The sequence below is a fragment of the Pseudohongiella sp. SYSU M77423 genome (genome assembly GCF_029911965.1).
In the GTDB taxonomy this organism is placed as follows: Bacteria; Pseudomonadota; Gammaproteobacteria; order Pseudomonadales; family Pseudohongiellaceae; genus Pseudohongiella.
In genome coordinates, this window is the sequence record NZ_JARYTH010000004.1 from 362,058 (window position 1) to 385,529 (window position 23,472).

The following is a 23,472-nucleotide window of genomic DNA, read 5'->3' on the forward strand; positions in this document are numbered from 1 at the left end:
TAACTTCATGCAGGATTCGCGCAATACCCCTGATCACGATGATGATATCGATATCATCACTCCGGTCGACTTTACACCGCCGCCCGCTGCCGGGCGCCGTATTGGGTTGCGCCTACGCTGGTATCACGTAGCTCTCATGGTGGCCCTGCTTATAGTGGCTGGTGCGGCCTGGTTCGTGCTGACTGCGCGTTCTGTCTTCATCGATACAACACCGCCCATGGCAAGTGTGGAAATAACTGAAGGTTTCGCTGTACGAGTCGGACCCCGTTACCTGATGCTGCCAGGCGATTACGGTGTGACCCTGAGCGCCCCTGGTTACCATACCAGCGACACCAGCGTGACAGTGGGTGAGCAGCAGGCGCAGACACATCCGTTTGAACTGCAGCCCATGCACGGCTTCGTCAGTATCAGTGTCAGCGGGGAACAGCAGCAGCCACTGCCGGGTGCGCGCGTGACACTGGATGGTGTTGATATCGGTGAGACACCTCTGATCAACGTAGAGATCGAGCCGGGCGAGTATCAGTTGCAGATCCGCATGGATCGTTACCTTCCCTACGATCAGCCTATTCAGGTCACTGGACGCCTGGTGGAACAGTCACTGACTCCAACGCTCGACCCGGCATGGGCCAGTATCAGCTTTAATACCACACCAGCAGGCGCAGACATCATTGCCAATGGTGAGCTGCTGGGTGTTACACCCGCTACCATAGACCTTCTGCAGGGTGTTTATGACGTAACGCTGAAGCGCGCTGGCTTCAAGGCCTGGCAGGACGACCTGCAGGTCAGTCCCGGCGAGGATGTTGCCCTCCCCGATGTAGCGCTGGAAGCCGCTGATGGGCTGGTTTTCATTCGCTCGGAGCCAGGCAATGCCAATGTCACGATCAATGGAGAGTATCGCGGGCAGACGCCACTGGAAGTCTCTTTGCCGCCCGGTGAGACACATGAGGTCCGGCTGTTCCGGACCGGGTTCGAGACGGCCGTTCGCCGTGTCACAACCAGTGCTGAACAGGAAAGCGATATCACCATCGCTCTGGAACCGGTAACCAGTCTGGTAAGAATCATCGCCCAGCCTGCTGATGCTGAACTTTACGTGGATGGTGAGTATCGGGGCAGTGCCAATCAGACAGTCGAACTGCTCGCCGCCAGTCAGCGCATCGAAATTCGTAAAGAAGGCTACGTCGCCTATACCAGCAATTTCACCTCGCGCCCCGGTCTGGATCAGGAAATTCGCGTCCAGCTGAAAACCGAAGAACAGGCCCGGCTGGAGTCAATCGAGCCCGTCATTACCACGGTCGCCGGACAAACCCTGGATCTGCATTACCCGTCGCGATTCACGATGGGCGCTTCGCGCCGCGAGCCGGGTCGTCGGGCCAACGAGACCCTGCGTGATGTTATTCTGGAAAAACCATTCTACCTTTCGCGCAACCTTGTCACCAACGAACAGTTCAAGCAGTTCCGCCCGGACCACTCCTCCGGTGTGATCCAGGGTCAGTCGCTGGACTTGCCGCGCCAGCCGGTTGTGCAGGTCACCTGGCAGGATGCGGCACTGTACAGCAACTGGCTGAGTGAACGTGAAGGGCTGGACCCGTTTTACACGGTAGTAGACGGGCAGGTAACGGGCTTCAATCCGCAGTCCACCGGATATCGCCTGCCTACCGAAGCGGAATGGGAATGGGCTTCGCGCACTGATGAGCAGGACAATAGTTTTCGCTTTCCATGGGGCGATGCCTGGCCGCCCAGCGAGCAGATCGGCAACTTCGCTGACGAATCGACCAGCGCGTTCCTCGGGCAGTACCTGCGTGGCTACAACGACAGCTATCTGGCTTCCTCCAATGTCGGCTCTTTCCCGGCCAACGCGCGTGGTCTGTATGATATGGGTGGCAACGTGTCAGAATGGATGCACGATGTATACGGGGCGGTCAGTGGGCTCAGCTCTCAGGTTGACGTCGATCCACTGGGGCCTGAGGAAGGCCGCTACCGCACCATCAAAGGCTCAAGCTGGATGCACGGCTCCATCGTGGAGCTGAGGGCGTCGTATCGCGATTTTGGTGAACAGGCTCGCAATGATCTTGGCTTCCGGGTGGCGAGGTATCTGGGCGAATGAACACAATCTACACTGGTCTTAAATCCCTGACTGCGCTGGCCTGCTTATGCCTGCTGCTGGTCACGGCAGTTAATGCCCAGCAGCAGCCTGCGCAGCAGGCGGAAGGCCAGGATGATTCCCAGTCCTCGCAGCAGGCTTCAAGTGACGGGGATGTCGCCGATGAACCGAACGCCGAGATGCCGGACATTGATAGCCAGCCAATAGAACCGGCAGAGGGCGGCGGGCCAGGACGCTTTATTCCCTCCGAACAGATTTCTCAGGACCTGGGCGTCTCGTTTCCGGTCGACATTTAACTGACTGCAGGATTGCTGAATGAAACAAAAATACCTGTCTGAAATTATCTACCAGATCTTTGCCCTGATCATTGTGGTGATCGTTGTGCATGCCGTCTATGTGGCGGTCATCAGACCCAACGCCGACATCATTCAGCAGCAGCAGACCATGATGCAGGAGGCTGACGAGGACTACGTGCCTGAGCGGTCTTTGTATATTGTTCTGCGCGATTTTGAACAGGAAACCTGTATTATCCTGTTCCTCTGGGCCCTGTCCATTGTGGGCATGAAAATGGTTCGCACCATGCGGGAAAGAGCTCTGCTGGATCGCGAGATGCTACAGGTCAGCGACGGGACCAGTATCCTCCCCGAGGACGCGCGGCAGTATGCGCGACCTGTTCAGGCGCTACCGGACAGAGAAAAGGGATACCTGCTACCCAGGGCTTTGCTGGCGGGCCTGCACCGCTTCGGCACAACGCGCAATGTCCAGGATGTTTCAGCAACCATTCGAGATGTCTGCGACAGCGAGGCTGAGCGACTGGAAAGTGAACTGGCCATCGTGCGCTACATTGCCTGGGCCATCCCGTCCATCGGCTTCCTCGGAACGGTGCGCGGCATTGGTACTGCACTGGGTCAGGCGCACCAGGCTGTCAGCGGCGATATCCTGGGTGTAACTGTCAGCCTGGGTGTAGCGTTTAACTCCACCTTCGTTGCATTGGTGACCAGCATCATGCTGATGTTTGTGCTGCACCAGTTGTCGCTGATCCAGGATCGCCTGGTGCTAGACACACAGACTTACTGTGACAACCACCTGATCAACTACCTGCAAGTACCGGGTCGCAACAATAGCCGACCACTTGCTGGTGATGAAGTGCTGGAGCCTGCATGAGTGCAATTCTGGAGCTGAATGACCAGGCGCTGAACCTGTACCGTGATGGCCAGCTGGTGGCCAGCAGTCCAGGGTATGCGCTGGTCCACGGCAAAGTTCCAGTTTTTGGTGACGAGGCGGCCGCCCGGAGTCGTCTGCACCCAGTCAACAGTTACAATGAGTTCTGGTATCGGCTGGGCATGGATCCACTGCCGCGGCAGGTCGCCAACTTCCGGCACCATGCCGACATGGCTTATGCCCATCTGATGCACCTTTCGGAACTGAGCGGTTATCAGGGCGAGCTGGTGATCGCAGTGCCGGGCAGCTTCTCGCGCGAGCAACTGGCCGTGCTGTCCGGAATCGCCCAGCAAAGTCCATTTGCCCCCCAGGCAATGGTCGACACTGCTATTGTGGCCGCCACAGCAGCGCCGTCAGATAGTGAGCAATTGGCCTTTATTGATCTGCAGCTGCATCAGGCCACGATCACTGTGATTCGTAACGCAAATGGTCGCTTGCAGCGAGACCAGGTGGTTCGCGTGCAGGGCGGAAGCTGGCACGGCATGGCAAACTCACTGGTACAGACAGTCAACGACGCTTTTATTGAGCAGTGCCGATTCAATCCGCAGCACAGCGCAGAATGGGAGCAGCAGCTTTACAACGAAGTGCCGGACTGGCTGCGTGCCATTAATTCCGCAGCACCGGAAATATCCATCGAAATAGAGACTGACAAGGCACGTCACAAAGCAACGGTGCAGACGGCAGATATACTGGGTGACCTGCAGATGATGCAGTCGCGTATTGAGCAGCAGCTTGCTGGCCTTGCGTCGAGCATGGGCGGTTCACTGCCGGTTCTGTTGTCATCGCGAGCGGCATTGATGCCGGGGTTGAAGTCAACATTACAGGCCGGCGGCTACTTGGCCGCCACAGCAGTCGTGAGCGGCGAGCAGCTTGCCGAGGCAGCCTTGCGTCTGGCAGCCAACGCTCCTGGAGGCCAGTCGGCTGTACCTTTCATCCAAAGTGCACGGCTGCAGCAGTCGGCTTCTGAAAATACGGCCACCCACAGACACGAACCAGCCACCCATGTATTGCTCGATGGCCTGGCATGGCCGCTGTCGCATCAGACATGGATTGCCGCCGCTGAAGTTCCGGCAATCATCGCAGACAACCCACCGGGTACAGTGCTGGAGAGGGCTGGCAAGCGCCTGCAGTTAATCAGGGTGCGAAATGGCGGGTAAAAAAAAACGCGGCTCATTTAACCCCCTCAGCCTGGCCTTTCTGGATGTGATGTCCTGTGGCTTCGGGGCCGTCGTTTTGCTGTTTCTTATTCTTGACCATACCGCCACCGAGGCGCGCAACGAGGCAGACCCCAATCTGACGGCAGAAGTGAATCTGCTGGAAGACGAAATCGTGGAAGGCCAGGAAAACCTGTTCCAGATTCGCAATACGCTGGATCGCGTCAGCCTGGAAGTGGTTGAAGCACAGGGGCTGGCGGACCGGATTCAAAGTGAGATTGATGACTTTCTAGCGCAACTGGCTGCGCTGGAAGGTGACTCAATGGCCACCGAGGAAAGCGTCGAAGCCCTGCGTGCTGATATTCAGGCCCTTGAGGAAGAACTGTTGCGGCTGCAGTCGACGGCCGAAGCCGAACGGGGCCAGAGCAACCGCCAGTTTCTCGGCGACGGCGATCGTCAGTATCTGTCAGGGATGCTGCTGGGGGGCAATCGTATTCTGATTCTGCTGGATACGTCAGCCAGTATGCTGGATGAAACACTGGTCAATGTGATACGTACCCGCAACATGTCGGATACTGTGAAAAAACAGACTGCGAAGTGGCGCCGCGCCACGCGAATCGTCGAGTGGATCAGCGCCCAGTTGCCGGTAATCAGCCAGTATCAGGTGCTGGCATTTAACGAAACCGTACAGCCGGTTTTGCCTGGCAGTGAGAACATGTGGCTGGAAGTAGCCGATCAGGACCAGCTCAATGAGGTCGTACGGCAGGTGCAGGAACTGGTTCCCGAGGGGGGCAATAACCTGCAGGCAGCGTTTCAGGCGGTCGCCAGCATGAACCCACTGCCCGACAATATTTATCTGATTACCGACAGTCTGCCCACGCGCAACAATCGTGAACCGCGCGGCAGCACCATTTCGGCGCGCGACCGGCTCAATCTGTACGCCGAGGCAATTGAAAGTTTACCCCGGAATATTCCGGTCAATACTATACTGCTGCCGATGGAGGGTGATCCCGCTTCGGCGGCCGCATTCTGGCAGCTCGCTCATTTGACGAGCGGTTCATTCATCACACCGGCGCGGGACTGGCCATGAGCAGACGCAGAAAAAGAAGCGAAGAGGACAGCTCCAGCATCTCCTTTCTGGACGTGATCTCATGTGGCTTCGGTGCCATCATTCTGCTGTTGATGATTACCGAGAGTTCCGCTCCGGTCAGTCTGGAAGTCACTATGGACCAGCGTGATCAGCCGGTTGCGGATCTGCAGCAGACGCTGTTCGAAATCCGCGGCGAAACCGATGTGGTCAACCGGGAATTGAACGCCAGGCGAGAACAATTGTCCGCCTACCGTGAGCGAATTGCCCGGCTGGAGCGTGAAATGTCCAATATTCGCGGCCGCTTTCAGACCTCTAACGAACTGTCTGAGGATATGAACGAGGAGGAAAACCGGCTGGCCATCGCACGGCAATCCCTGACAGCTGAAATGCAGCGACTGCTGGGGCAGAATTTCGAGCGCAGCAATAATGTGATAGGTGGCATTCCAGTCGACAGCGAGTACATCGTTTTTATCATCGACACCTCAGGCAGTATGTTCTACAACGCCTGGCCCAGGGTGCTGGAAATGATTACCGAAGTGCTTGATGTGTACCCCGAAGTACGGGGCATTCAGGTGATGAACGATATGGGCGACTATATGTTCCCTGCCTATCGCAATCAGTGGATTCCGGACACGCCAGCACGCCGCCAGGCCATCATTTCGACACTGCGCAACTGGTCGCCATTCAGTAACAGCAGCCCGGTAGAAGGCATCACCCGGGCGATCAGCACCTTCTACCAGCCAGGCCAGAAAGCGAGTATCTACGTATTTGGTGATGACTTCCTGCCTGGAGGGTCGATCACACAGGTCGTTCAGACGGTCGACCGTATCAATCAACCGAACGCAGATGGCGATCGACTGGTGCGTATTCATGCGGTAGGTTTTCCGGTATTGTTTGATCTGGACCCGAGATTTCATGAGAGTGTCTACCGTTTTGCCACACTGATGCGCGAGCTGGCTGAACGCAATGGCGGCAGTTTTGTCGGGCTTAACGCTTATCAATAGCGGTGACATCCAGATGACACATTCATGGATGCTCCCATAGGTTATGCTAGGGGCAGTTTTGCAAGTTTAAGAGAGGTGACAAGGTGATCGGCAGCATTAACCCAGTTCGCGTCCTGATAATGATGATGTTGGCCACACTGTGTGCCTGTGCCGCCAGTACGGTGGAAGTCAGAGGCAGTTACCCCAGTCCGACGATTCAGCGCATTCCTTTGACCCTTGGCGTCTACTATAGCGACGCTTTACGCAACTATACGTACACAGAGCGGTCTCAAACAGGAGATGATGAGTATTATGTGGAGTCTGGACAGACCCACATGGAACTGTTCAATACCGTACTGCCGGCGATGTTCGAGAATGTTGTCCTGCTGGACGACCCGGCGCAGGCTGATGCCATGGGCGTAGACGCGATATTCATGCCCAGCATCGACGAATTCCAGCTGGGAATGCCGCAAAAGACCAGGCTGGAGGCGTATGAAGTCTGGGTCAAATACAATATGCGTTTGACCGGAACGGATGGTTCTTATATCGCTGATTGGGTAATGACAGCGTATGGAAATGCCACGGTAGGTGGTCTGAGTACCGCTGAGAGTGGTATCAATGATGCAGCGGTCGCAGCACTACGCGATCTTGCATCGAATTTCTCGATCAGCTTTACAGCTGTACCAGATGTCAGGGACTGGCTGGCGCGGCGCACGTGAAATGGCGTAACTGATACTTCAGGAGTCAGCATGAATACAATTAGAAAAGGGTGCACGCTGGCGCACTGCCGAATATGGCCAGCACTATGTGTTTTGCTGTTGGCAGGTCTGAGCGCGTGTACCAGCACGACAATCGATGAGTTCCGTCAGGCAGAAACCGGCATAAGTCATGACGAGACGGTCGTCATCCTTGGGCGACGTCAGGGCGCAGGTTATGAAACCGCTGCCGACTTTGTGCAGTGTGTAGGTGACCGCATGGGCCGCGGCAGAGACGGGTTAAGCGTTGTGCCCGAGCAGCAGTTCGTCGATGCCCTGTTCCCCTGGTTTGAGCCGCGCACCGCCCCTTTGCGCAGTGACGACCTGCAACAGCTGATGGCGCAGCCGATGGTCAGCGAGAAAATGAGCCAGTTTGGTATCCGTTACATTGTCTGGCTGGATGGGCAGACAGAAACCACCAATCGTATGGGGTCAATCTCCTGCACGGTGGGGCCGGGTGGTGGCGGCTGTTTCGGGTTTGGTTCCTGGGAAGATGATTCAAGTTTTGAGGCTCGCATCTGGGACGTATCCTCACATACCGCAGTAGGCACCATCAGTGCAGACGCCAATGGTCAGTCCTACATGCCGGCGGTATTTGTTCCCATTCCGTTGCTTGCCAGGGTTGAGGCTAACGCCTGCAACAGTCTGGCGGATCAATTGAAACTGTTTGTGCAAGGCGGCTGAGGCGCCACAAGTCAGTATTTACAGGACGGGGCAGTTCATGAAGCCATTCGCAGTAGTTGGCAAGACAAAGATAGCAATTCTGGGGGCTCTGCTAGCAGCGGCAAGTCTGCAGGGCTGTGCCATCAACCCGGCGACGGGTCAGGGCAACCTGGTTTTGATGACTGAAAACCGGGAGCTGGAAATTGGCAAGGAAGAGCATGAAAAAGTGCTGGCCTCCATGCGTGTCATGGAAGACGAAGCTCTGAACGCCTACGTCACCGAAGTCGGGCAGCGTGTCGCCGCGACCAGCCACAGGCCAGACCTGGAATATACCTTCACTGTTATCGACAGCCCGGAGATCAATGCCTTTGCCTTGCCGGGTGGCTACGTTTACATCAATCGCGGACTGTTGCTCTATCTGAAATCTGAAGACGAGCTGGCTGCAGTCCTGGCCCATGAGATTGGACACATCACGGCGCGGCACGCCATTCAACAGCAGGCACGCGGCCGGCTCGCAAACACTGCCGCAACAGTAGGTGGCGTCGTTGCTGCGGTTGCCACTGGCAGTGGTTACATCGGCTCGGAACTGGCGCAGATTGGTTCTATCTGGGCGGCAGCCGGTGTCAGTGGCTTTGGCCGCGAGAACGAACTGGAGGCCGACAGTCTGGGTGCCGAATATCTTCGCAATGCCGGCTACAATCCGCGCGCCATGATCGATGTACTTTCCGTGCTCAAGAACCAGGAAGACTTCAATGTGCGGGTGGCTCAGCGCCAACCCACCTACCATGGTCTGTTTACCACGCACCCGCGTAATGATATTCGACTGCAGCAGGCGGTTGCACAGGCCGGAACGGTGGATGATGCGCAGCTTCGCGAAAGTGATCCCTCGGTTTTCCGCCAACAGATAGATGGCCTGCCGTTTGGTGAAAACACGGTTCGCACAGGCGATCGCAATCGTTATTACCAGGATCTGCTCAGCTACACCATGGTCTTTCCCGATCAGTGGGAGATTCGCGAGACACCTACTACAGTGCAGGCAAGCGCCGCTGACGGCTCAGCCAGCATTCGTGTCGAAGCCCAGCGTATGCAGGAGAACAAGGAGCCACGTCTCTTTATCCGTGAGAATTTGGGCATTGAAGACCTGCAGCGTTCTGAGGCGTTGTCGCAGTATCGGCTGCTGGGTTACACCGGTACGCATACCAACGAATCAGGCCATCACGAGCGGGTTGCAGCCATTTATCTGGGGCCACGAGTATTCGTCTTCAGAGCACAGGTGACAGACCCTGAAAAAGTCGATGAACTCGACCGGCTATTACTGTCCTCTATTCGTACGTTCCGCGCCATACAGATGAATGAGCGTGCCGGCAGTACCGGACTGCAGGTCCGCTACGTACAGGTGACCACTGGTTTTGACTGGGCGGCACTGGCGGCGCGCAGCCCGATCAGTCAGTATCCCGAAGAGACGCTGCGGCTGTTGAACGGTTACTATCCGATTGGTACCCCGGAGCCGGGCGAATGGATAAAAATTCTGCAATAAAAATGGTTCTTGAGAGCCAGGGATTTGACAATGACAACAAGAAACTGGATTAAGGCATCGCTATTCGGCACTTCGGCAGCAGTATCTTTGCTGGCATTGATCAGTATCAGTACTGCACAGGATGGCTCTTCGACTGGAGCCATTACCACCCGAACGCACACATTCACTCCCGTCAGGGATGACATCTATCACGTAGTTGGCACGGGCACAGTAAACGTGATGAGCCATGCCATGCTCATTGAAGGTGAACATGATTTGCTGGTCGTGGACTCTCATGTCACACCCAATGCCGGCATGGCGCTTCTGGATGCGATCAAGTCGGTCAGCGACAAGCCGGTGCGCTACCTCGTCAATACCCATTATCACTTTGATCACGCACACGGCAATCAGGTATTTCCGCAGGAAGTGGAAATAATCGGACACCCCTATACGCGACAGAAACTCTCCGGCGAACTCGGCAATGTGCTGGAAGAGTCTACCTTCCTGAGTTTTACTGAGAGCGTGCCGGACCAGATTGAAAACATGCGCGCTGAGCTCGCGCAGACAAGCGACCCGGCGCGTACCGAGGAGTTGCGTGCTCGCATTTCCATGCAGCAGGCACACTATGAATCGTCTCAGGAGATAGTGCCAACTCCACCGAACATTACGGTTGACGACAAAATGACCATCTACCAGACCGTCGATGGTGGCGGGCGGGAAATCCAGATCGTTCACCTGGGTCGGGGACACACAGGTGGCGATGTTGTGGTGTTTCTGCCAGATGAGCGACTGGTTTACACAGGCGATCTGATGGTGCCGGGTATTCCTTATATGGGTGATGCCTACCTCAATGAGTGGCCGGATGCACTGGAGCGTCTCAAGGCGCTGGATTTTGACACCATACTCCCCGGTCATGGGCCGGTTGTTCAGGGCAAGGATCGCATTGATGATCTGCAGGCTTACATGCGCGATCTCTGGCAGCGAACTGCCGAACTTAAAGCCCAGGGCCTTACGTTCGAGGAGGCCGCAACTGCCATCGACCTGACGGGACACAGCAACAACTACCCGCAGTTGCGCGAGCCCGGTGCGGACCCGCGCGCGATACGCCGTATCTATCAGCTGCTGGATGAGCAGGATGGCCAGCCCTGAGAATATTGCAGTATCAGGTGTAGCCTCTGTAAACAGGGGCTACACCTGACACCTGCTGTCCAGTTGCACCTCTGTTCCGTGATGGCTATTCGTAGGTGAGCTCAGAAGTTTTTCCGCGAAAAATTCGGTAGACAAAGAATGTGTAGCCAAGAATAGCTGGCAGCACGATGGCAGTTCCCCAGAACGTGAATAGCAGCGACGGAGTGCTGGCGGCCGATTCCCAAATCGTCATCTGGCCGATAATGATGTCGGGCAAAATGCTGTAGGCCAGTCCAAGTGCGGCCAGCAGACAGAGTACGATCAGTCCCGCGAACAGTAGCCATTCGCGGCCCTCACGCAGTGCGTGTTGTCTATACAGCAAAAACATCATCCAGCCATAAGTCAGCGTACTCAGCACCGGAATGGGCAGCAGCATCAGTCCATTGGGGTAGCTGAACCACTTGTCAGCGATTGTCTGGCTGACGAGCGGTGTTGCGATAGACACCAACAGCAGCGCAACACCCATCGGCAGAATGGCTCGTGCTGCCCAGCGCATGGCCTTGTCAAACAGTTCGCCTTCCGTCTTGATCAGCAGCCAGGCAGCACCCAAAAGCACATAAAGCGCGGGCAAGGTAAGTGCAATCAGTATCGAGAAAAGCCAGCTCAGGCCGGTTTCAGCCAGTCCAGTGATATAGGTGCCCAACATCCAGCCTTGTGAGCAGGCAGTGATAAGTGAGCCAAATGAGAATATAAGGTTCCACATCTCTTTTTTATCAGAGACCGCCTTGGCACGAAAGTCGAAGGCAATGCCGCGCAACACCAGGCCCATCAACATCAGAGTCACTGGAATGTACATGGCCGTGAGTATCTCGCCATGTGCCTGTGGGAAGGCAATTAACAGAATGCCAATGCCCAGTACGATCCAGGTCTCATTGGCATCCCAGAAGGGTCCTATTGAAGCAATCATCAGATCTTTTTCACTATCACTGGCCAGCGGCAACAGCAGGCCTATGCCCAGGTCATAGCCATCCAGGATTACATATATCAGAAGGGCAAGGCCCATGGCACCTGCAAAGAATAAGGGCAGCCAGGTTTCCATATTACGCCTCCTGTCTCTGTTGGTTGGCTTCGTATCCACCCAGTTGCCTGAGTGCCAAAAGCGAGGCAGCAGGTTTGGTAGCCATATACCTCAAGGTGGCGATGTAGGAGATCATGACGAAAATGTAGAGGGCCATGTAACCCATGAAAGTGCCAAGCATGACACCGCTGCTGTGGTCTGCAACCAGGTCGGCGGTGTTCAGCATCCCGTAGACAATCCACGGTTGCCTGCCAATTTCGGTGACATACCAGCCTGCGAGAACAGCTACCCAGCCAGAAAATGTCATTACGGATGTTGCTGTCAGCAGAGCGGGGCCAGGAGAGCGGCGCTGTTTGAACAGCACCCACCCGGCCCACCAGGCAACTAGGATCATCAGCACTCCCATGCCCACCATGACGCGAAACGCCCAGAACACGGGTGCCACTGGCGGGTGTTCGCCAGCAAATTCATTGAGCCCCAGGATCTCGCCGTCGAGGTCGTGCGTCAGAATGTAGCTGGCGGCTTTGGGGATTTCGATGGCAAAACGTGTGCTGCGGGTTTCTTCATCTGGAAAACCGAACAGTGTTAACGGCGCGCCACGCTGTGTCTCCCAGATGCCTTCCATCGCTGCCACCTTGGCCGGCTGGTGTTCGAGGGTATTGAGGCCGTGCAGGTCGCCAACAACAACCTGAAGCGGTGCCAGGATCATCGCGGTTGCCACCATGGCGCGGAAGATCTTGGCGGTGGCCGGGCCGTCAACTTTCCGCTTCATGCGCCAGGCGCTGATCCCCATCACCAGGAAGGTGGCGGTCAGCATGGAGGCGACCATCATATGCGCCAGGCGATACGGAAACGAGGGATTAAAAATGACAGCCATCCAGCTCTCGACATGGAAGACGCCATCAATCATCGTGTAACCGGTCGGAGTCTGCATCCAGGAATTCAGGCTGAGTATCCAGAACGCCGACAGCGTAGTGCCGACGGCTACCAGCGCGCAGGCAATGACGTGCATGCGATTGGAAACCCGGCTCTTGCCAAACAGCATCACGCCCAGGAAGGTTGCCTCCATAAAGAATGCCGTCAGTACCTCGTAACCCAGCAGTGGCCCGGCAATGTTTCCGGCACGTTCCATGAAGCCGGGCCAGTTGGTGCCAAACTGAAAGCTCATCGTGATACCAGACACAACGCCGATGGCAAACGACAGGGCAAATATCTTGACCCAGAAGTGGTAAGCGTTCTCCCAATGCTGGTCGCCCGTGTATGTGTAGCGCAGGCGAAAGAACAGCAGGATCCAGCCCAGGCCGATGGTGATGGAAGGGAACAGGATATGAAAGCTGATATTAGCCGCAAACTGGGCTCTGGCTAGCAAGTATGGGTCAAATTCAATCATACGCGTCGCCTTCGGTGTGCGTCTGACATGCCTGCCAGACGTGTGAGGGAGGTCTCTTGGTGAGTATGCCAATAATTCTGGCGATATGAAATTCAAAGACAGCTTGCGGTGTAGATGTAAAAGCTGCGGAGCCACACAATAACGGTGTACGATCCCATGAGAAAACCGACTGGTGACTAAGCGACAGACACGGACATCCGGTATTCCTTCATGAAAGCAACCATCAACGCGCAGGCAGCTGTTCGTCACCTGAAAAAGGCCGACCCGGTCATGGCAGGCCTGATCAAACTGGTAGGGCCGCTGCGGGTCCCGGTCAAGCAGGTGGATGATCTGTTTGGTACCCTGGTCGATGCGATCACCGCACAGCAGCTGTCAGTCAAGGCGGCAGCGACAATCTATCGACGCTTCTGTGAGCTGTACGGTGACCCGGATCAGGCACCGGATCCCGTGCGTGTACTGGAAACACCCGAAACCTCGCTACGTGCCGTCGGCCTGTCGCGAGCGAAAGCACTGGCAGTGGTCGATCTTGCCCGCAACGTAGTGACCGGTGCGCTTCCGCCATTGCCCGAGCTGATCGACATGGACAATGAGCAGGTCGTGCAGTCTTTGGTCAAGGTACGTGGAATCGGGCGTTGGACGGCAGAAATGTTTCTTCTGTTTCAACTGGGCCGGGCCGATGTGCTGCCGGTGGATGACCTGGGTGTCCGCAAAGGATTCATGCTTGCCTATCGATTGGCTGAGATGCCTTCCCCGCGGGATTTGCTTGAGCACGGGGAATGCTGGCGTCCACATCGCAGCGCATCAACATGGTATCTGTGGCAGGCGACGCGCCTGAATGAGCTAAGGCAGCCGGGCTGAGTCAGTCGCCTTTTGTTCGGGAACTGACGCGTAACGCGCTCTTCACCCAGTTCGCTGCGAGGTGAGTATCAGTGATGCGGGCAGGCCTGTCTCGGGGTTTAACGGCTCGCGCACGGAAACCAGTCTCAAGCCGCCCGTATTGACCAGCGCGACCCAGCTTTCCAGGGTGCGGAAATACCAAGGTGCCGGGTCCGTGAAGGTCTTATCAAAGCCCAGCCATGAACCCTCGCGCCAGCCATCCTGATAGGCGGCATCGCCGCAGGCCATCAGCGGATGCAGAGTCTGTATCACCAGATGCCGGCCAGGTCGAAGCAGCGTCTGAGCGGCAGTTACGACTGCACTGCCTGACTCCTTGCCAAGCAGCGAAAAGTTGCAGACCATCAGGTCTACCGTGAGCTCCAGGGCTCCGCTGGCCAGTTCATCATATGTCATGACCTCAAAGCGATGGGCAGAGTGACGTCGTGCTTCTGTTATCAGTTCGGGAATGGCATCAATGCCGGTAACGCTGCCAACCAGCGGGCTGAGCTGGCGTGTCAGCCAGCCTTCGCCGCAACCTGTGTCCAGTACCGACGTCGGCTTGCAGTCCAGCACCGCACTGATCACGGCATCATTTGTCACCAGGCGGCGACTGGCGATCGTCTGTGCTTGCACCGCACGAGCCCACGGCGTAGCATTTTTGCGCCAGGAGTCGATAATGCGGGTTTCGTGAGATTCCTTCATGCGTGGCACTATACCACCAAAAACAGCACCAAAAATAAGAGCAAAAAAGGAAACCAGTGATGACTCGACGCCACCTCATGACCACCCTGTCTGGCCTGTTGCTAACGCTGGTCGTCACATTGACGGCGGTGGCGCAGCCCCATGATGCACACTGGGTGACTGCCTGGACAATGAGTCCAAGCACCCTGCTGCCGTCACCAGATGCGGAAGATGCTTTTCATAACCAGACCCTCAGGCAGATTGTCAGGGTGACTGCTACGGGTGAGTCCATCCGCCTCCGTGTGTCGAATGCGCATGGCAATAAACCTCTGGCGATTGGTGCGATGACCGTCGCCCTGCACGCGGGCGATGGCGCGTTAAGGCCCGGAACCTTGCAAGAAGTGACCTTCTCGGGAAACTCTCATTTTAATGTGGCACGTGGTGCGGTGGCGATCAGTGACCCGGTTGGGCTTAACGTGAGCGATCTTGATGAGCTGGCGGTAAGCATCTATTTGCCGCAGGGCTCAGGCAACGCCACCACCCATCGCGTAGGCCTGCAGACCAACTACCTGCTTGCGGGTGATGCCACCACAGAACTGCAACTGCCCGATGGTGCAGAAACCTTTGAAGTCTGGCATTTCCTGAGAGCGATTGACGTGCTTGCCGATGAATCGGTCAGCACCATTGTCACCGTCGGCGATTCGATTACTGATGGGGTTGGTTCAACACTGGATGCCAATCTGCGCTGGCCGGATCAGTTTCTGGCCCGCCTGCGAGCCGATAGCGACATGCCGCAGTATGCAATTGCCAATGCCGGCATTAGCGGCAATCGAGTGTTGCATGAGCGCGCTGAAATATTCGGTGAAAACCTCCAGGCAAGATTTGAACGCGATGTGCTGGCGCTCAGTGGTGTCAGCCATATTGTCTTGCTGGAGGGCATCAACGACATCGGTATGTCAGTCAGTCTTGCCACGGATCAGGAAGTTACCCCGGAACAGATCATTGCCGGTTATCGTCAGATCATCGCGCGTGCCAAAGCCCGTGGCATAATCATTATTGGCGCAACGCTGACACCGTTTGCCGGAGCCGGGTATTACACGGAAGAGGGCGAGGCCAAGCGCCAGCAGGTGAATGACTGGATTCGCAGCTCCGGCGCCTTTGACGCCGTAATTGATTTTGATCGGGCGATGGGAGACCCGCAGAATCCGGGTCGATTGCCCGCCAGCTTCACGTCGGACAACCTGCACCCCAATGATGCAGGGTACAAGGCGATGGCCGACAGCATCGATCTGGGCATTTTCAGGTAAAGGCTCGTTTGTGTTTACCCAAAGGGCACTTGTACCCCAAGGGCACTTGTACCCAAAAGGGCACAGGTACCCCCAGGGCACTTGTACCCCCGGGCGACACAGGGTAACTTGCAGATATTCCTAAAATAAAAGTCGGAGAATTGTCTATGCGCAACGCCTATCCAGGACTGACACTCTTGTTGGCCGTCGGGCTTGTTGCCTGTTCGGAGCCAACGGAGACAGTGATCTCAGGCAGCGAGGAAACAACTTCAGGTGCTGTCGATGCTCTGCAGGAGGCCACGCAGGAAGCGGCCTCAACTCCCCAGATGGCAGCGCAGGAAGCGTTGAATGTAGAGATTTCTCTGGGCAGTGCCGTCAAGCGATTGTGCTCATCAGTGCTGGTCGGTGGAAGAGCCATTGAACATGTGATGGCGCAGGAGCTGAGCAATGCTTCTGCCGCAGGTGTGGATTTTACTTTCTCGATTGATGGCGACCTGGTGACGGGTGCGGGTGCAGGACAGACTGTACAGGCACTGTACCGGGAACACCTGGGTTGCACGCTGGTTAAAAATACCTCTGTTGAAGTACTGCAGGCGCAATTCGACCCGGCACTTTATCCCGAAAAACCTGCCGCCTCGGACGCTGAATGGCCCCTCGGTGATAGCGTGGTGCTGCCCACAGCGCTGCCCGGGGTGGATCTTGACGCCATCGATGCCGCCGTTGACCAGGCCTTTGAGGATATCGAGGCGAATCAGAACATCAATACTCGCGCCGTGCTGGTCATTCACGAAGGCAAAATAATCGCCGAGCAGTATGCCGAGCCGTTTAATGCACAGATGCCGCAACTGGGCTGGTCCATGACCAAGACTGTCACTGCAGCACTGACCGGAATGCTGGTTGAAGAAGGTATTTTTGATGTTGATGCGCCCCCGGGCATTCCAGAATGGCAATCCGCAGATGACCCGCGCCGCCAGATCACGCTGGAGAATCTGCTGCAGATGTCCAGCGGTCTGGAGTACTCCGAAGTCTACACTGCCGGATCAATGTCTGACGTCATTCTGATGCTCTATACAACAGGTGATACGGCAGCTTATGCAATCGATCAGCCACTTGCACAAGAGCCCGGTAGCACTTTTTATTATTCCAGCGGCACAACCAATATCATCGCACGTACACACCGCCAGGCCTTCGATGGCTTTCAGGAGTATTTCAACTTTCCCCAGGAGCGACTGTTCAGCAAACTGGGTATGCGCTCGGCGGTGATTGAACCCGATGCCAGTGGCACCTTTGTGGGTTCGTCCTACATGTACGCAACACCTCGTGACTGGGCCAAGATAGGCCTGCTGTATCTGCAGGACGGGCGGTGGAATGGTGAGCAGATTCTCCCCGAAGGCTGGGTCGACTATAGCGTGACACCTGCAAGTTCAGCTGACCAGGGGCAGTACGGTATTCAGCTTTGGCTGAACGCAGGCGCGCCCGATGACCCGGCGGACCGACCCTTACCCAATCTGCCGGCCAATACCTATTATCTGTCCGGGTTTGAAGGACAGAATGTAGTCGTGGTCCCGGATCACGATCTGATTGTTGTGCGCATGGGGGTGACCACCAGCGGGCCCCGTCCCATCTGGCAGCTGACCGAGTCTGTGCTTGATGCAGTTTCTCAGGGGGCGCAATAATCTTGATCAGCTCGCTTCCCCGGGAGTTGCTTGCAAAACTTCCACCATTCCTTGTGTACTGGGCTGTCAGTCTTCTGGCATGCCTGGTGTTTCTGCCTTTTCTGTCCTGGGTCGTTTTCTCAGGTGATGACTCCCACCTGATGCGTGTAGCGCTGGACTACGGTGGGCTTCAGCCATACCTGCAGCCCGAAGTCTATCGGGAGCTGTCCGTGGCAAACTACACGCCCATCCCGATGACAATTTATCGCTGGGTATCCCTGCTGTTTCCAATGCGGCCCTTGTTCTTCCTCGCCTTCATGGTGGCCTGTATGAGTCTGGTTATCGCATTGGCAGCTACGTTAGCGTCACGGCTCACACATAATGTTGAAGCTCAGTCTGATGGGCACAACACACAGGCAGGCTGGTTGACGATTCTGCTGATGACATCCTTGCTGTCACTGCCCACCCTGCTGAGTCGTTTCTACACCATGCACTACCTGATCGGGGGAATATTTGCGCTGCTGGCTCTGCTTGTTCTGATTAGAAAACCAGCGTCTGAAAAATCCGACTATCTTTCGTGGCTGGCGGTCTGTGGATTGCTGTTTCTTGCGCTGCTATCCAAAGAAGTCTATCTGATGCTGTTGCCCGTCATACTGCTGCTGGCCTGGCAGCGCAAGCAGTGGGTCCTGGCGGGCGGCGCATTGATGGTCACACTGATTTACTGGCTGTGGCGCGGGCACATGCTGGGCATGCAACTGGATGTTGGCGGAGAGGGCAGTTACTTTGCAGGCTTCTGGAATATCGGTGCGGGTGCCTGGCTGGAATTTATTGGTTTCTACCTCAGCAGTCGCTGGCTCATCCTGTTGGCATTGCTGATTGCTTTCATCAGCGATGCACGGCTGTCATTAAAGCTGGTGGCGCTGGCTTTGTTATTCGGACTGCCAGGTCTGGCGGTAACCCACGGCATCGCAGAATACCAACTGCACTCTGATCGAATTTTCTTTGCCATGGATGTTGCTCTCGGAATTGTCGCTGCGGTTGTCATCTGTCGTGACCATCGCGCACGAAACCTGTTTAAGCTGGAGTATGCAGCTGCAGCATTTGTGTTCGTATTTTTTATTCAGGTGCTGGCGGTACGAGACTATCGTCAGGAAGTTGTGACGCAGACTGACTACAAAATTACCCGTTATCTGCTTGACCGCTTTGCGGCCGTGGCAGATCAGACTGCGCTGGTACCGATGAACTATATACAGGGCGATCTGATGCGGGTCAGTGAGCGTCTTGGCCTGAACTGGGTCTCGTTGACACAAAACTGTCTGGACGCGCAGCAGGTTCCCGGCGATCAGCTGCTGATCTTTAATGATGCTGGTGAGCTGATGTCACGAGATGAGCTGCAGGCGCAGTGTCAACTAGCATCAGGTCTTACAGTCAATGCGGAGATTGCACCGCAATACGATAGCGGCCTGCTGAGTTGGCAGCTTTCTGCCGCGCCAGACGTTCAGACGGGGGTACTGTTTGTTGACCGTGCATTCGCTGTTCCACTGCCAGCCTTCAACAGTCAACTGGTCAAGCCCGCACCTGACGAGCGGTACCAGCTGTTCGCACGCCAGGGCAATCAATGGTGGTTCTCTGAGCCGCGCCTGATCGAAATCCGCTAAGAGGCGTGCAGTGAGTGAAGCTGAAAAAGCGTCCTGAAATAGCCGGGGTCCTTGATCAGCACATCTGACTGCGCCGGATGTGTGCGAGCGTATTGTTCCCTCGATACCCAAAAACGCAATGCCGCCAGCTGCAAAACCTTTGGCCAGCAACGTGTTTCTATAGAGCTGAGCGGGCGTATGCGCGAATAGGCATCAAGCATCGACTGCACATGCAATGGCTGGAAAATCAGTTCGCCTGAATCGAGCGCTCTGGTGCACCAGTCGTTGGCGCAGATCGCCAGATCCATGATCATCCACCCGGTGGCTGCATTGTAGAAATCGATCACGCCCGTTATCTGATTATCGATCAACATTGCGTTGTCACGAAACAGGTCACCATGAATGACAGTCTCGGGCAGTGTAGGCGCGGAATTATACCAATGCTGCAGCTCCGTCAGTACGGGCAGCAGCCAGGGCGTTTCGTTCTTCCAGTGGCTGACTGCCAGTTTGCCAGCCTGTTGCAGCACCCAGCGCGGTCCGCGGTCGTTATCGCGCTGCAGAGGACATTGCGATGTCGCCTGATGCATGCGCGCCACCAGCTCGCCCAGCGCGGCGCATTGCAGCGGCGAAGGCTGCGAGGGGTGTTCGCCCGGCAGGCGTGGCTGCAATAGCGCCGGGCGATTTTTCAGGCGGTGCAGTGCGCTGCCATTGCGATCTGCTACCGAAAACGGTACGGGCAAACCGGCCGCCTGCAGGCAATCCAGTAGTTCGACAAAGAATGGGAGCTCGTTGACCGGGCCACGCTCTACAAGTGTCAGGACAAAATGGCTGATTTCGCCATCGTGCCCGCGGGTGTCAACAAAGTAGTTGGTGTTTTCACTGCCGCCCCTGATGCCCTTAAAGTGTGCCAGTTCGCCCACGTTAAACGGTTCAAGAAAGGAACGTATATCCTCTTCGCTCAGCGGCGTGAAAACTGACATTCAATCGCTCTACTCGTACTGCGCCTCTATGTCCATCAAGGCCTCGCGAATCGTCGCTGCCCAGATGTCATATCCTGTCTCATTCAGATGCAGATTGTCTTCCACAAAAATGTCAGTGCGCACGGTGCCGTCCGCTTTCAGGAAGGGAGTCGCCACATCCACAAAGTGTATGCGTGGGTCACTGGCAGCGAGAGCGCGATAGCGCTGATTCAGTTCCGAGGCAATCTGCCAGCTGTCGACCCGTGCCACACTGGGTTTGACAGACAACACGTAGATCCGGGTGTCCTCGCGCTGCGCATGAATGCGATCAATGATCGTCTCCAGTTGCTGCATGATCTGCTCATTGGGGATGTTGTTGCGGCCGGTGTCATTGTCGCCTTCGTAAATCAGCACGGCGCGGGGCTGGTACTTAAGCACCACGCGATCCAGGTAATGCACGACGTCGTTCATGACGCTGCCGCCGAAACCGCGCGGGATGACAGTCAGTGGCGCCAGGTCAGCTGGTGCATCCTCGTTCCAGTACATGATGGACGAGCTACCAGTCAGTACGATGGCATCCTCGGGAGGAGGGTTTTGCGCATCGGCTGCTTCAAAACGTTCGATGGCCGCTTCAAAGCGGGTCGGGTCTGGCAGTTCCTGTGCCCAGCCATTGCTGGCAAACAGCACGGCAAACGCCATCAGGGCGGACTTACAGGTTTTTGTCACTAGGGTTCCTGGCACGGGTGCATCCTCGCTTATTAGTTTTTTATGATTGTAGCGCGTCTGCCAGCTGCCGCCTATGCCGGGCCGCAAGCAGTCATGTGTCAATTCACAGATCATGAGCTGGCTGCCATTATCCATCTCCGTTATGATTGTTCGCTCGATCCTTATTCAAAGTAATAACGCTCAAAACAACAAGGAGCTCCCTGCTATGCCTCGTCTGCCCAAATTTGTGCTGATTGCGGTTTCCGTTCTGATGACCGCATTGACTTCCTCCCTCGCGACTGCCCAGAGCATCGACCTCGGCCGAGGAGAGCTGCCAGTCACTGTGCCCGAGGGCTACTCGTCAGACACTCCCGCGCCCCTGATCGTGCTGCTGCATGGCTACACATCCAGCGGCACCGTCGCCGACCGCTATATGGGGCTCAGCGCGATTGCTGATGACTACGGTTTCCTGCTGGTCGCACCTAATGGAACGCGTGAACCGGGTGGTGACCAGAACCCCTACTGGAACGCTTCAGATGCCTGCTGCAACTTCTTCAGTACGGACGTCGACGACAGCGGCTACCTTATGTCCGTCATCGAGCGCATGGAGTCAGAGTACAACGTCGATCCCAAGCGCATCTATCTGGTGGGCCACTCCAACGGTGGTTTCATGTCCTATCGCATGGCCTATGAGCACTCGGACAAGATCGCGGCTATCGTCAGCCTGGCGGGCGCCAATCATCTGGAACAGCGTCCGGCCCCCGAGCATGCGGTGAACATTCTGCAGATCCACGGCACCGCGGATCAGACCATTGCTTATCAGGGCGGTGAGATTCAGGGCAATCGCTATCCGAGCGCCATGGGTTCCGTGCAGCGCTGGGCCAGCTACAACGGCTGTATCACCCAGGGCCGCGCCCGCGAACAGCGAGATCTGGATGCCAGCCTGCCGGGTCATGAAACCGGGGTGATGACTTTTGATGTTGGTTGTCGTGCCGGCGGCGCAGTAGCGCTGTGGACGATTTCTGCCGGTACCCACGTGCCGAGCGTGTCAGATACTTATGGCGCGCAGCTGGTGGAATGGCTTTACGACCATCCCAAGCCCTGATGGTCGAAGCCCGGGGCGGTCATCACTGACGATGCAGCCGCCCCCGGGCGAGTGAAAATGCGATGCCGGGCAAACAGACCAGTCCGGCTATCGCAAAACACACATCGATAGCGCGCGACAACTGAGGGATGCTGTCCTCGTTAATGACGGTATTTCCCACGATCAGGCTCACCACCAGCGCTACCAGCACCATGCTGTTCAGCTGACCCACCATTCGCGTCGTGGCGACCGCCGCCGATGCGCTGCCATAGTGACGTCGTTCGACAGAACCCATAATGGCATTCACATTGGGTGACGAGAACAGCGCAAAACCCCCGCCAGTGAATAACAGGGCGATGACCACACGGGCCGTGCTGCTGTCCGGGTGCAGTGTGGCCAGAATGAACAGGCCGCAGGCAGTCAGCGCCATGCCGGCCGACGCCAGCCAGCGCGGTTCAATCCGGTCCGAGAGACGGCCCATCATCGGTGATCCGATGGCCATGGTCAGCGGCTGCACCATCATGATCAGGCCAGCCTGACTGGCACTCATGCCTTTTACCGACTGCAGATACAGACTCATAAGCACCACGTTAGCGTAGGTGGCGCTGTACATGATTAATGCGGACGCGGCCGACAGCGTAAACGTGCGATTGGTGAAAAAAAGGTTCACGTCCCACAGTGGATGCGGTGAGCGGCGCGCATGTCGCAAAAACAGGGTGATGGTGACGGCACTTGCGGCCAGCAGGGCGACGCTGTCCCAGGCCGGCAGCCGGGAGATGGCCAGGCAGAACAGACCAATACTGGCGATCCAGCCCAGTGCTCCGGGCACATCAAAACGGGTGTCCGTCTCACCATGCCATTCGTCGTGTACAAAAAACAGGCCCAGTCCCAATACGGCCAGCACCAGAGGCAGATGAACCAGAAACGAAGCCCGCCAGCTGACATGGTCAACCACCAGACCACCCAGTAAGGGACCCACTGACAGCCCGATATAGATCGATGCGGTCACCAGGCCGATGTAGCGCCCTCTCTGATTGGCGGGGAATGCCGAGCTGACAATGGCCATTTGCGTTGCGTTCAGCGCCGCTGCGCTGACACCCTGCAGAAAGCGCGCCGCCAGCAGCAGTTCCCCGGTTGGCGCCAGTGATGTCAGTATCGAGGACGCAATGACAGCCGCCGTGCCGATCATGAAAATGCGCTTGCGACCCACGCGGTCGGAGAGGCGACCGAATATCAGTACAAACATCGTACTGGCCATCAGGAAAGCCATCGGCACCCAGCTCATTGCGACAGCTGTCATGGTCAGATCTTCACCCATGGCCGGCAGAGCGACGTTGGCAGCCGATAACATCAATGGCACCGCAAAGGAGTTAAGAAGGACCATGGCCAGGATGGCGCGTGACTGGGGGTGCTGTGACAAAACGCGGATTCCCTGCTGTCGGGCGGATGGCGGCAAACTGCCAGCGCGTATCATAACACCTCTGCCAGTACAGTCGATTGCAGCGCGCCT

21 protein-coding genes are annotated in these 23,472 nt (G+C 56.5%); 15 read left to right on the forward strand and 6 right to left on the reverse strand.

The genetic code is table 11. The features are described from left to right. The first annotated feature begins 7 nt into the window (after positions 1–7). The 10 genes from QGM61_RS11225 to QGM61_RS11270 all read left to right on the forward strand — a co-directional run bounded on the left by QGM61_RS11225 (position 8) and on the right by QGM61_RS11270 (position 10,632). Positions 8–2,104 (forward strand): PEGA domain-containing protein, encoded by a 2,097-nt coding sequence (locus QGM61_RS11225; protein ID WP_237132676.1) that lies wholly within the window; start codon positions 8–10, stop codon positions 2,102–2,104. Then, positions 2,101–2,397 carry a hypothetical protein gene (locus QGM61_RS11230; protein ID WP_237132677.1) on the forward strand — a complete coding sequence of 99 codons (297 nt, stop codon included), beginning with the start codon at positions 2,101–2,103 and terminating at the stop codon, positions 2,395–2,397. Before QGM61_RS11225 ends, QGM61_RS11230 begins: the two co-directional genes overlap by 4 nt. Positions 2,398–2,416: 19 nt before the next feature. After that, entirely contained in the window at positions 2,417–3,265 is an 849-nt protein-coding gene (locus tag QGM61_RS11235) for a MotA/TolQ/ExbB proton channel family protein (RefSeq protein WP_237132678.1), read from the forward strand. Beyond that, on the forward strand, positions 3,262–4,479 hold the full coding sequence (locus QGM61_RS11240) for a hypothetical protein (protein WP_281133035.1): 1,218 nt from the start codon (positions 3,262–3,264) through the stop codon (positions 4,477–4,479). The genes QGM61_RS11235 and QGM61_RS11240 overlap by 4 nt, the downstream gene beginning before the upstream one ends. Continuing rightward, a complete protein-coding gene (locus tag QGM61_RS11245) occupies positions 4,469–5,566 on the forward strand; it encodes a vWA domain-containing protein (RefSeq protein WP_281133036.1) in 1,098 nt (365 codons plus the stop codon). The genes QGM61_RS11240 and QGM61_RS11245 overlap by 11 nt, the downstream gene beginning before the upstream one ends. Continuing rightward, positions 5,563–6,570, forward strand: a complete 1,008-nt coding sequence (locus QGM61_RS11250; protein ID WP_237132681.1) for a VWA domain-containing protein — start codon at positions 5,563–5,565, stop codon at positions 6,568–6,570. Before QGM61_RS11245 ends, QGM61_RS11250 begins: the two co-directional genes overlap by 4 nt. Before the next feature lie 83 nt (positions 6,571–6,653). Further along, positions 6,654–7,268 (forward strand): hypothetical protein, encoded by a 615-nt coding sequence (locus QGM61_RS11255; RefSeq protein WP_237132682.1) that lies wholly within the window; start codon positions 6,654–6,656, stop codon positions 7,266–7,268. A 30-nt stretch (positions 7,269–7,298) separates the two neighbouring features. Continuing rightward, a complete protein-coding gene (locus QGM61_RS11260) occupies positions 7,299–7,988 on the forward strand; it encodes a hypothetical protein (protein WP_281133037.1) in 690 nt (229 codons plus the stop codon). 37 nt (positions 7,989–8,025) lie between these two features. Further along, positions 8,026–9,504: a M48 family metalloprotease gene (locus tag QGM61_RS11265; RefSeq protein WP_281133038.1), complete on the forward strand. Its 1,479-nt coding sequence runs from the start codon at positions 8,026–8,028 to the stop codon at positions 9,502–9,504. A 30-nt stretch (positions 9,505–9,534) separates the two neighbouring features. Further along, complete coding sequence (locus QGM61_RS11270) at positions 9,535–10,632, forward strand: MBL fold metallo-hydrolase (RefSeq protein WP_281133039.1); 1,098 nt, start codon at positions 9,535–9,537, stop codon at positions 10,630–10,632. Between the two features lie 85 nt (positions 10,633–10,717). Here QGM61_RS11270 and QGM61_RS11275 read toward each other — a convergent pair whose 3' ends face one another. Next, on the reverse strand, positions 10,718–11,710 hold the full coding sequence (locus QGM61_RS11275; RefSeq protein WP_281133040.1) for a cytochrome d ubiquinol oxidase subunit II: 993 nt from the start codon (positions 11,708–11,710) through the stop codon (positions 10,718–10,720). Position 11,711: 1 nt separating this feature from the next. Then, positions 11,712–13,079 (reverse strand): cytochrome ubiquinol oxidase subunit I, encoded by a 1,368-nt coding sequence (locus QGM61_RS11280; RefSeq protein WP_281133041.1) that lies wholly within the window; start codon positions 13,077–13,079, stop codon positions 11,712–11,714. A 210-nt stretch (positions 13,080–13,289) separates the two neighbouring features. On the opposite strand from QGM61_RS11280, the gene QGM61_RS11285 reads away from it, so the two are divergent. After that, positions 13,290–13,937, forward strand: a complete 648-nt coding sequence (locus QGM61_RS11285) for a DNA-3-methyladenine glycosylase family protein (protein ID WP_281133042.1) — start codon at positions 13,290–13,292, stop codon at positions 13,935–13,937. A 42-nt stretch (positions 13,938–13,979) separates the two neighbouring features. Here QGM61_RS11285 and QGM61_RS11290 read toward each other — a convergent pair whose 3' ends face one another. Then, entirely contained in the window at positions 13,980–14,657 is a 678-nt protein-coding gene (locus QGM61_RS11290; protein WP_281133043.1) for a class I SAM-dependent methyltransferase, read from the reverse strand. A gap of 59 nt (positions 14,658–14,716) precedes the next feature. Between QGM61_RS11290 and QGM61_RS11295 the strand changes: the two genes are divergently transcribed. The 3 genes from QGM61_RS11295 to QGM61_RS11305 all read left to right on the forward strand — a co-directional run bounded on the left by QGM61_RS11295 (position 14,717) and on the right by QGM61_RS11305 (position 19,235). Then, positions 14,717–15,943: an SGNH/GDSL hydrolase family protein gene (locus QGM61_RS11295; protein ID WP_281133044.1), complete on the forward strand. Its 1,227-nt coding sequence runs from the start codon at positions 14,717–14,719 to the stop codon at positions 15,941–15,943. 146 nt (positions 15,944–16,089) lie between these two features. Next, positions 16,090–17,598: a serine hydrolase domain-containing protein gene (locus QGM61_RS11300; RefSeq protein WP_281133045.1), complete on the forward strand. Its 1,509-nt coding sequence runs from the start codon at positions 16,090–16,092 to the stop codon at positions 17,596–17,598. A 2-nt stretch (positions 17,599–17,600) separates the two neighbouring features. After that, positions 17,601–19,235 carry a hypothetical protein gene (locus QGM61_RS11305; RefSeq protein WP_281133046.1) on the forward strand — a complete coding sequence of 545 codons (1,635 nt, stop codon included), beginning with the start codon at positions 17,601–17,603 and terminating at the stop codon, positions 19,233–19,235. On the opposite strand, the gene QGM61_RS11310 is transcribed toward QGM61_RS11305, so the two are convergent. Both QGM61_RS11310 and QGM61_RS11315 read right to left on the reverse strand, forming a co-directional pair. Further along, positions 19,232–20,194: a homoserine kinase gene (locus QGM61_RS11310; protein ID WP_281133047.1), complete on the reverse strand. Its 963-nt coding sequence runs from the start codon at positions 20,192–20,194 to the stop codon at positions 19,232–19,234. The genes QGM61_RS11305 and QGM61_RS11310 overlap by 4 nt on opposite strands. Positions 20,195–20,203: 9 nt before the next feature. Beyond that, positions 20,204–20,899 carry a GDSL-type esterase/lipase family protein gene (locus QGM61_RS11315; RefSeq protein WP_237132694.1) on the reverse strand — a complete coding sequence of 232 codons (696 nt, stop codon included), beginning with the start codon at positions 20,897–20,899 and terminating at the stop codon, positions 20,204–20,206. 205 nt (positions 20,900–21,104) lie between these two features. Here QGM61_RS11315 and QGM61_RS11320 point away from each other — a divergent pair, with 205 nt between their 5' ends. Then, positions 21,105–21,983 carry an alpha/beta hydrolase family esterase gene (locus QGM61_RS11320; protein ID WP_237132695.1) on the forward strand — a complete coding sequence of 293 codons (879 nt, stop codon included), beginning with the start codon at positions 21,105–21,107 and terminating at the stop codon, positions 21,981–21,983. A gap of 22 nt (positions 21,984–22,005) precedes the next feature. Here QGM61_RS11320 and QGM61_RS11325 read toward each other — a convergent pair whose 3' ends face one another. Then, the gene (locus tag QGM61_RS11325; protein ID WP_237132696.1) at positions 22,006–23,382 is read right to left on the reverse strand and encodes an MFS transporter; all 1,377 of its coding nucleotides are present in this window, start codon (positions 23,380–23,382) and stop codon (positions 22,006–22,008) included. Between the last annotated feature and the right edge of the window lie 90 nt (positions 23,383–23,472).

Coding starts and splice junctions, on each gene's coding strand:
- QGM61_RS11225 (WP_237132676.1), top strand. CDS start 8: ATGCAGGATTCGCGCAATACCCCTGATCACGATGATGATATCGATATC.
- QGM61_RS11230 (WP_237132677.1), top strand. CDS start 2,101: ATGAACACAATCTACACTGGTCTTAAATCCCTGACTGCGCTGGCCTGC.
- QGM61_RS11235 (WP_237132678.1), top strand. CDS start 2,417: ATGAAACAAAAATACCTGTCTGAAATTATCTACCAGATCTTTGCCCTG.
- QGM61_RS11240 (WP_281133035.1), top strand. CDS start 3,262: ATGAGTGCAATTCTGGAGCTGAATGACCAGGCGCTGAACCTGTACCGT.
- QGM61_RS11245 (WP_281133036.1), top strand. CDS start 4,469: ATGGCGGGTAAAAAAAAACGCGGCTCATTTAACCCCCTCAGCCTGGCC.
- QGM61_RS11250 (WP_237132681.1), top strand. CDS start 5,563: ATGAGCAGACGCAGAAAAAGAAGCGAAGAGGACAGCTCCAGCATCTCC.
- QGM61_RS11260 (WP_281133037.1), top strand. CDS start 7,299: ATGAATACAATTAGAAAAGGGTGCACGCTGGCGCACTGCCGAATATGG.
- QGM61_RS11265 (WP_281133038.1), top strand. CDS start 8,026: ATGAAGCCATTCGCAGTAGTTGGCAAGACAAAGATAGCAATTCTGGGG.
- QGM61_RS11270 (WP_281133039.1), top strand. CDS start 9,535: ATGACAACAAGAAACTGGATTAAGGCATCGCTATTCGGCACTTCGGCA.
- QGM61_RS11275 (WP_281133040.1), bottom strand. CDS start 11,710: ATGGAAACCTGGCTGCCCTTATTCTTTGCAGGTGCCATGGGCCTTGCC.
- QGM61_RS11280 (WP_281133041.1), bottom strand. CDS start 13,079: ATGATTGAATTTGACCCATACTTGCTAGCCAGAGCCCAGTTTGCGGCT.
- QGM61_RS11285 (WP_281133042.1), top strand. CDS start 13,290: ATGAAAGCAACCATCAACGCGCAGGCAGCTGTTCGTCACCTGAAAAAG.
- QGM61_RS11290 (WP_281133043.1), bottom strand. CDS start 14,657: ATGAAGGAATCTCACGAAACCCGCATTATCGACTCCTGGCGCAAAAAT.
- QGM61_RS11295 (WP_281133044.1), top strand. CDS start 14,717: ATGACTCGACGCCACCTCATGACCACCCTGTCTGGCCTGTTGCTAACG.
- QGM61_RS11300 (WP_281133045.1), top strand. CDS start 16,090: ATGCGCAACGCCTATCCAGGACTGACACTCTTGTTGGCCGTCGGGCTT.
- QGM61_RS11310 (WP_281133047.1), bottom strand. CDS start 20,194: ATGTCAGTTTTCACGCCGCTGAGCGAAGAGGATATACGTTCCTTTCTT.
- QGM61_RS11320 (WP_237132695.1), top strand. CDS start 21,105: ATGCCTCGTCTGCCCAAATTTGTGCTGATTGCGGTTTCCGTTCTGATG.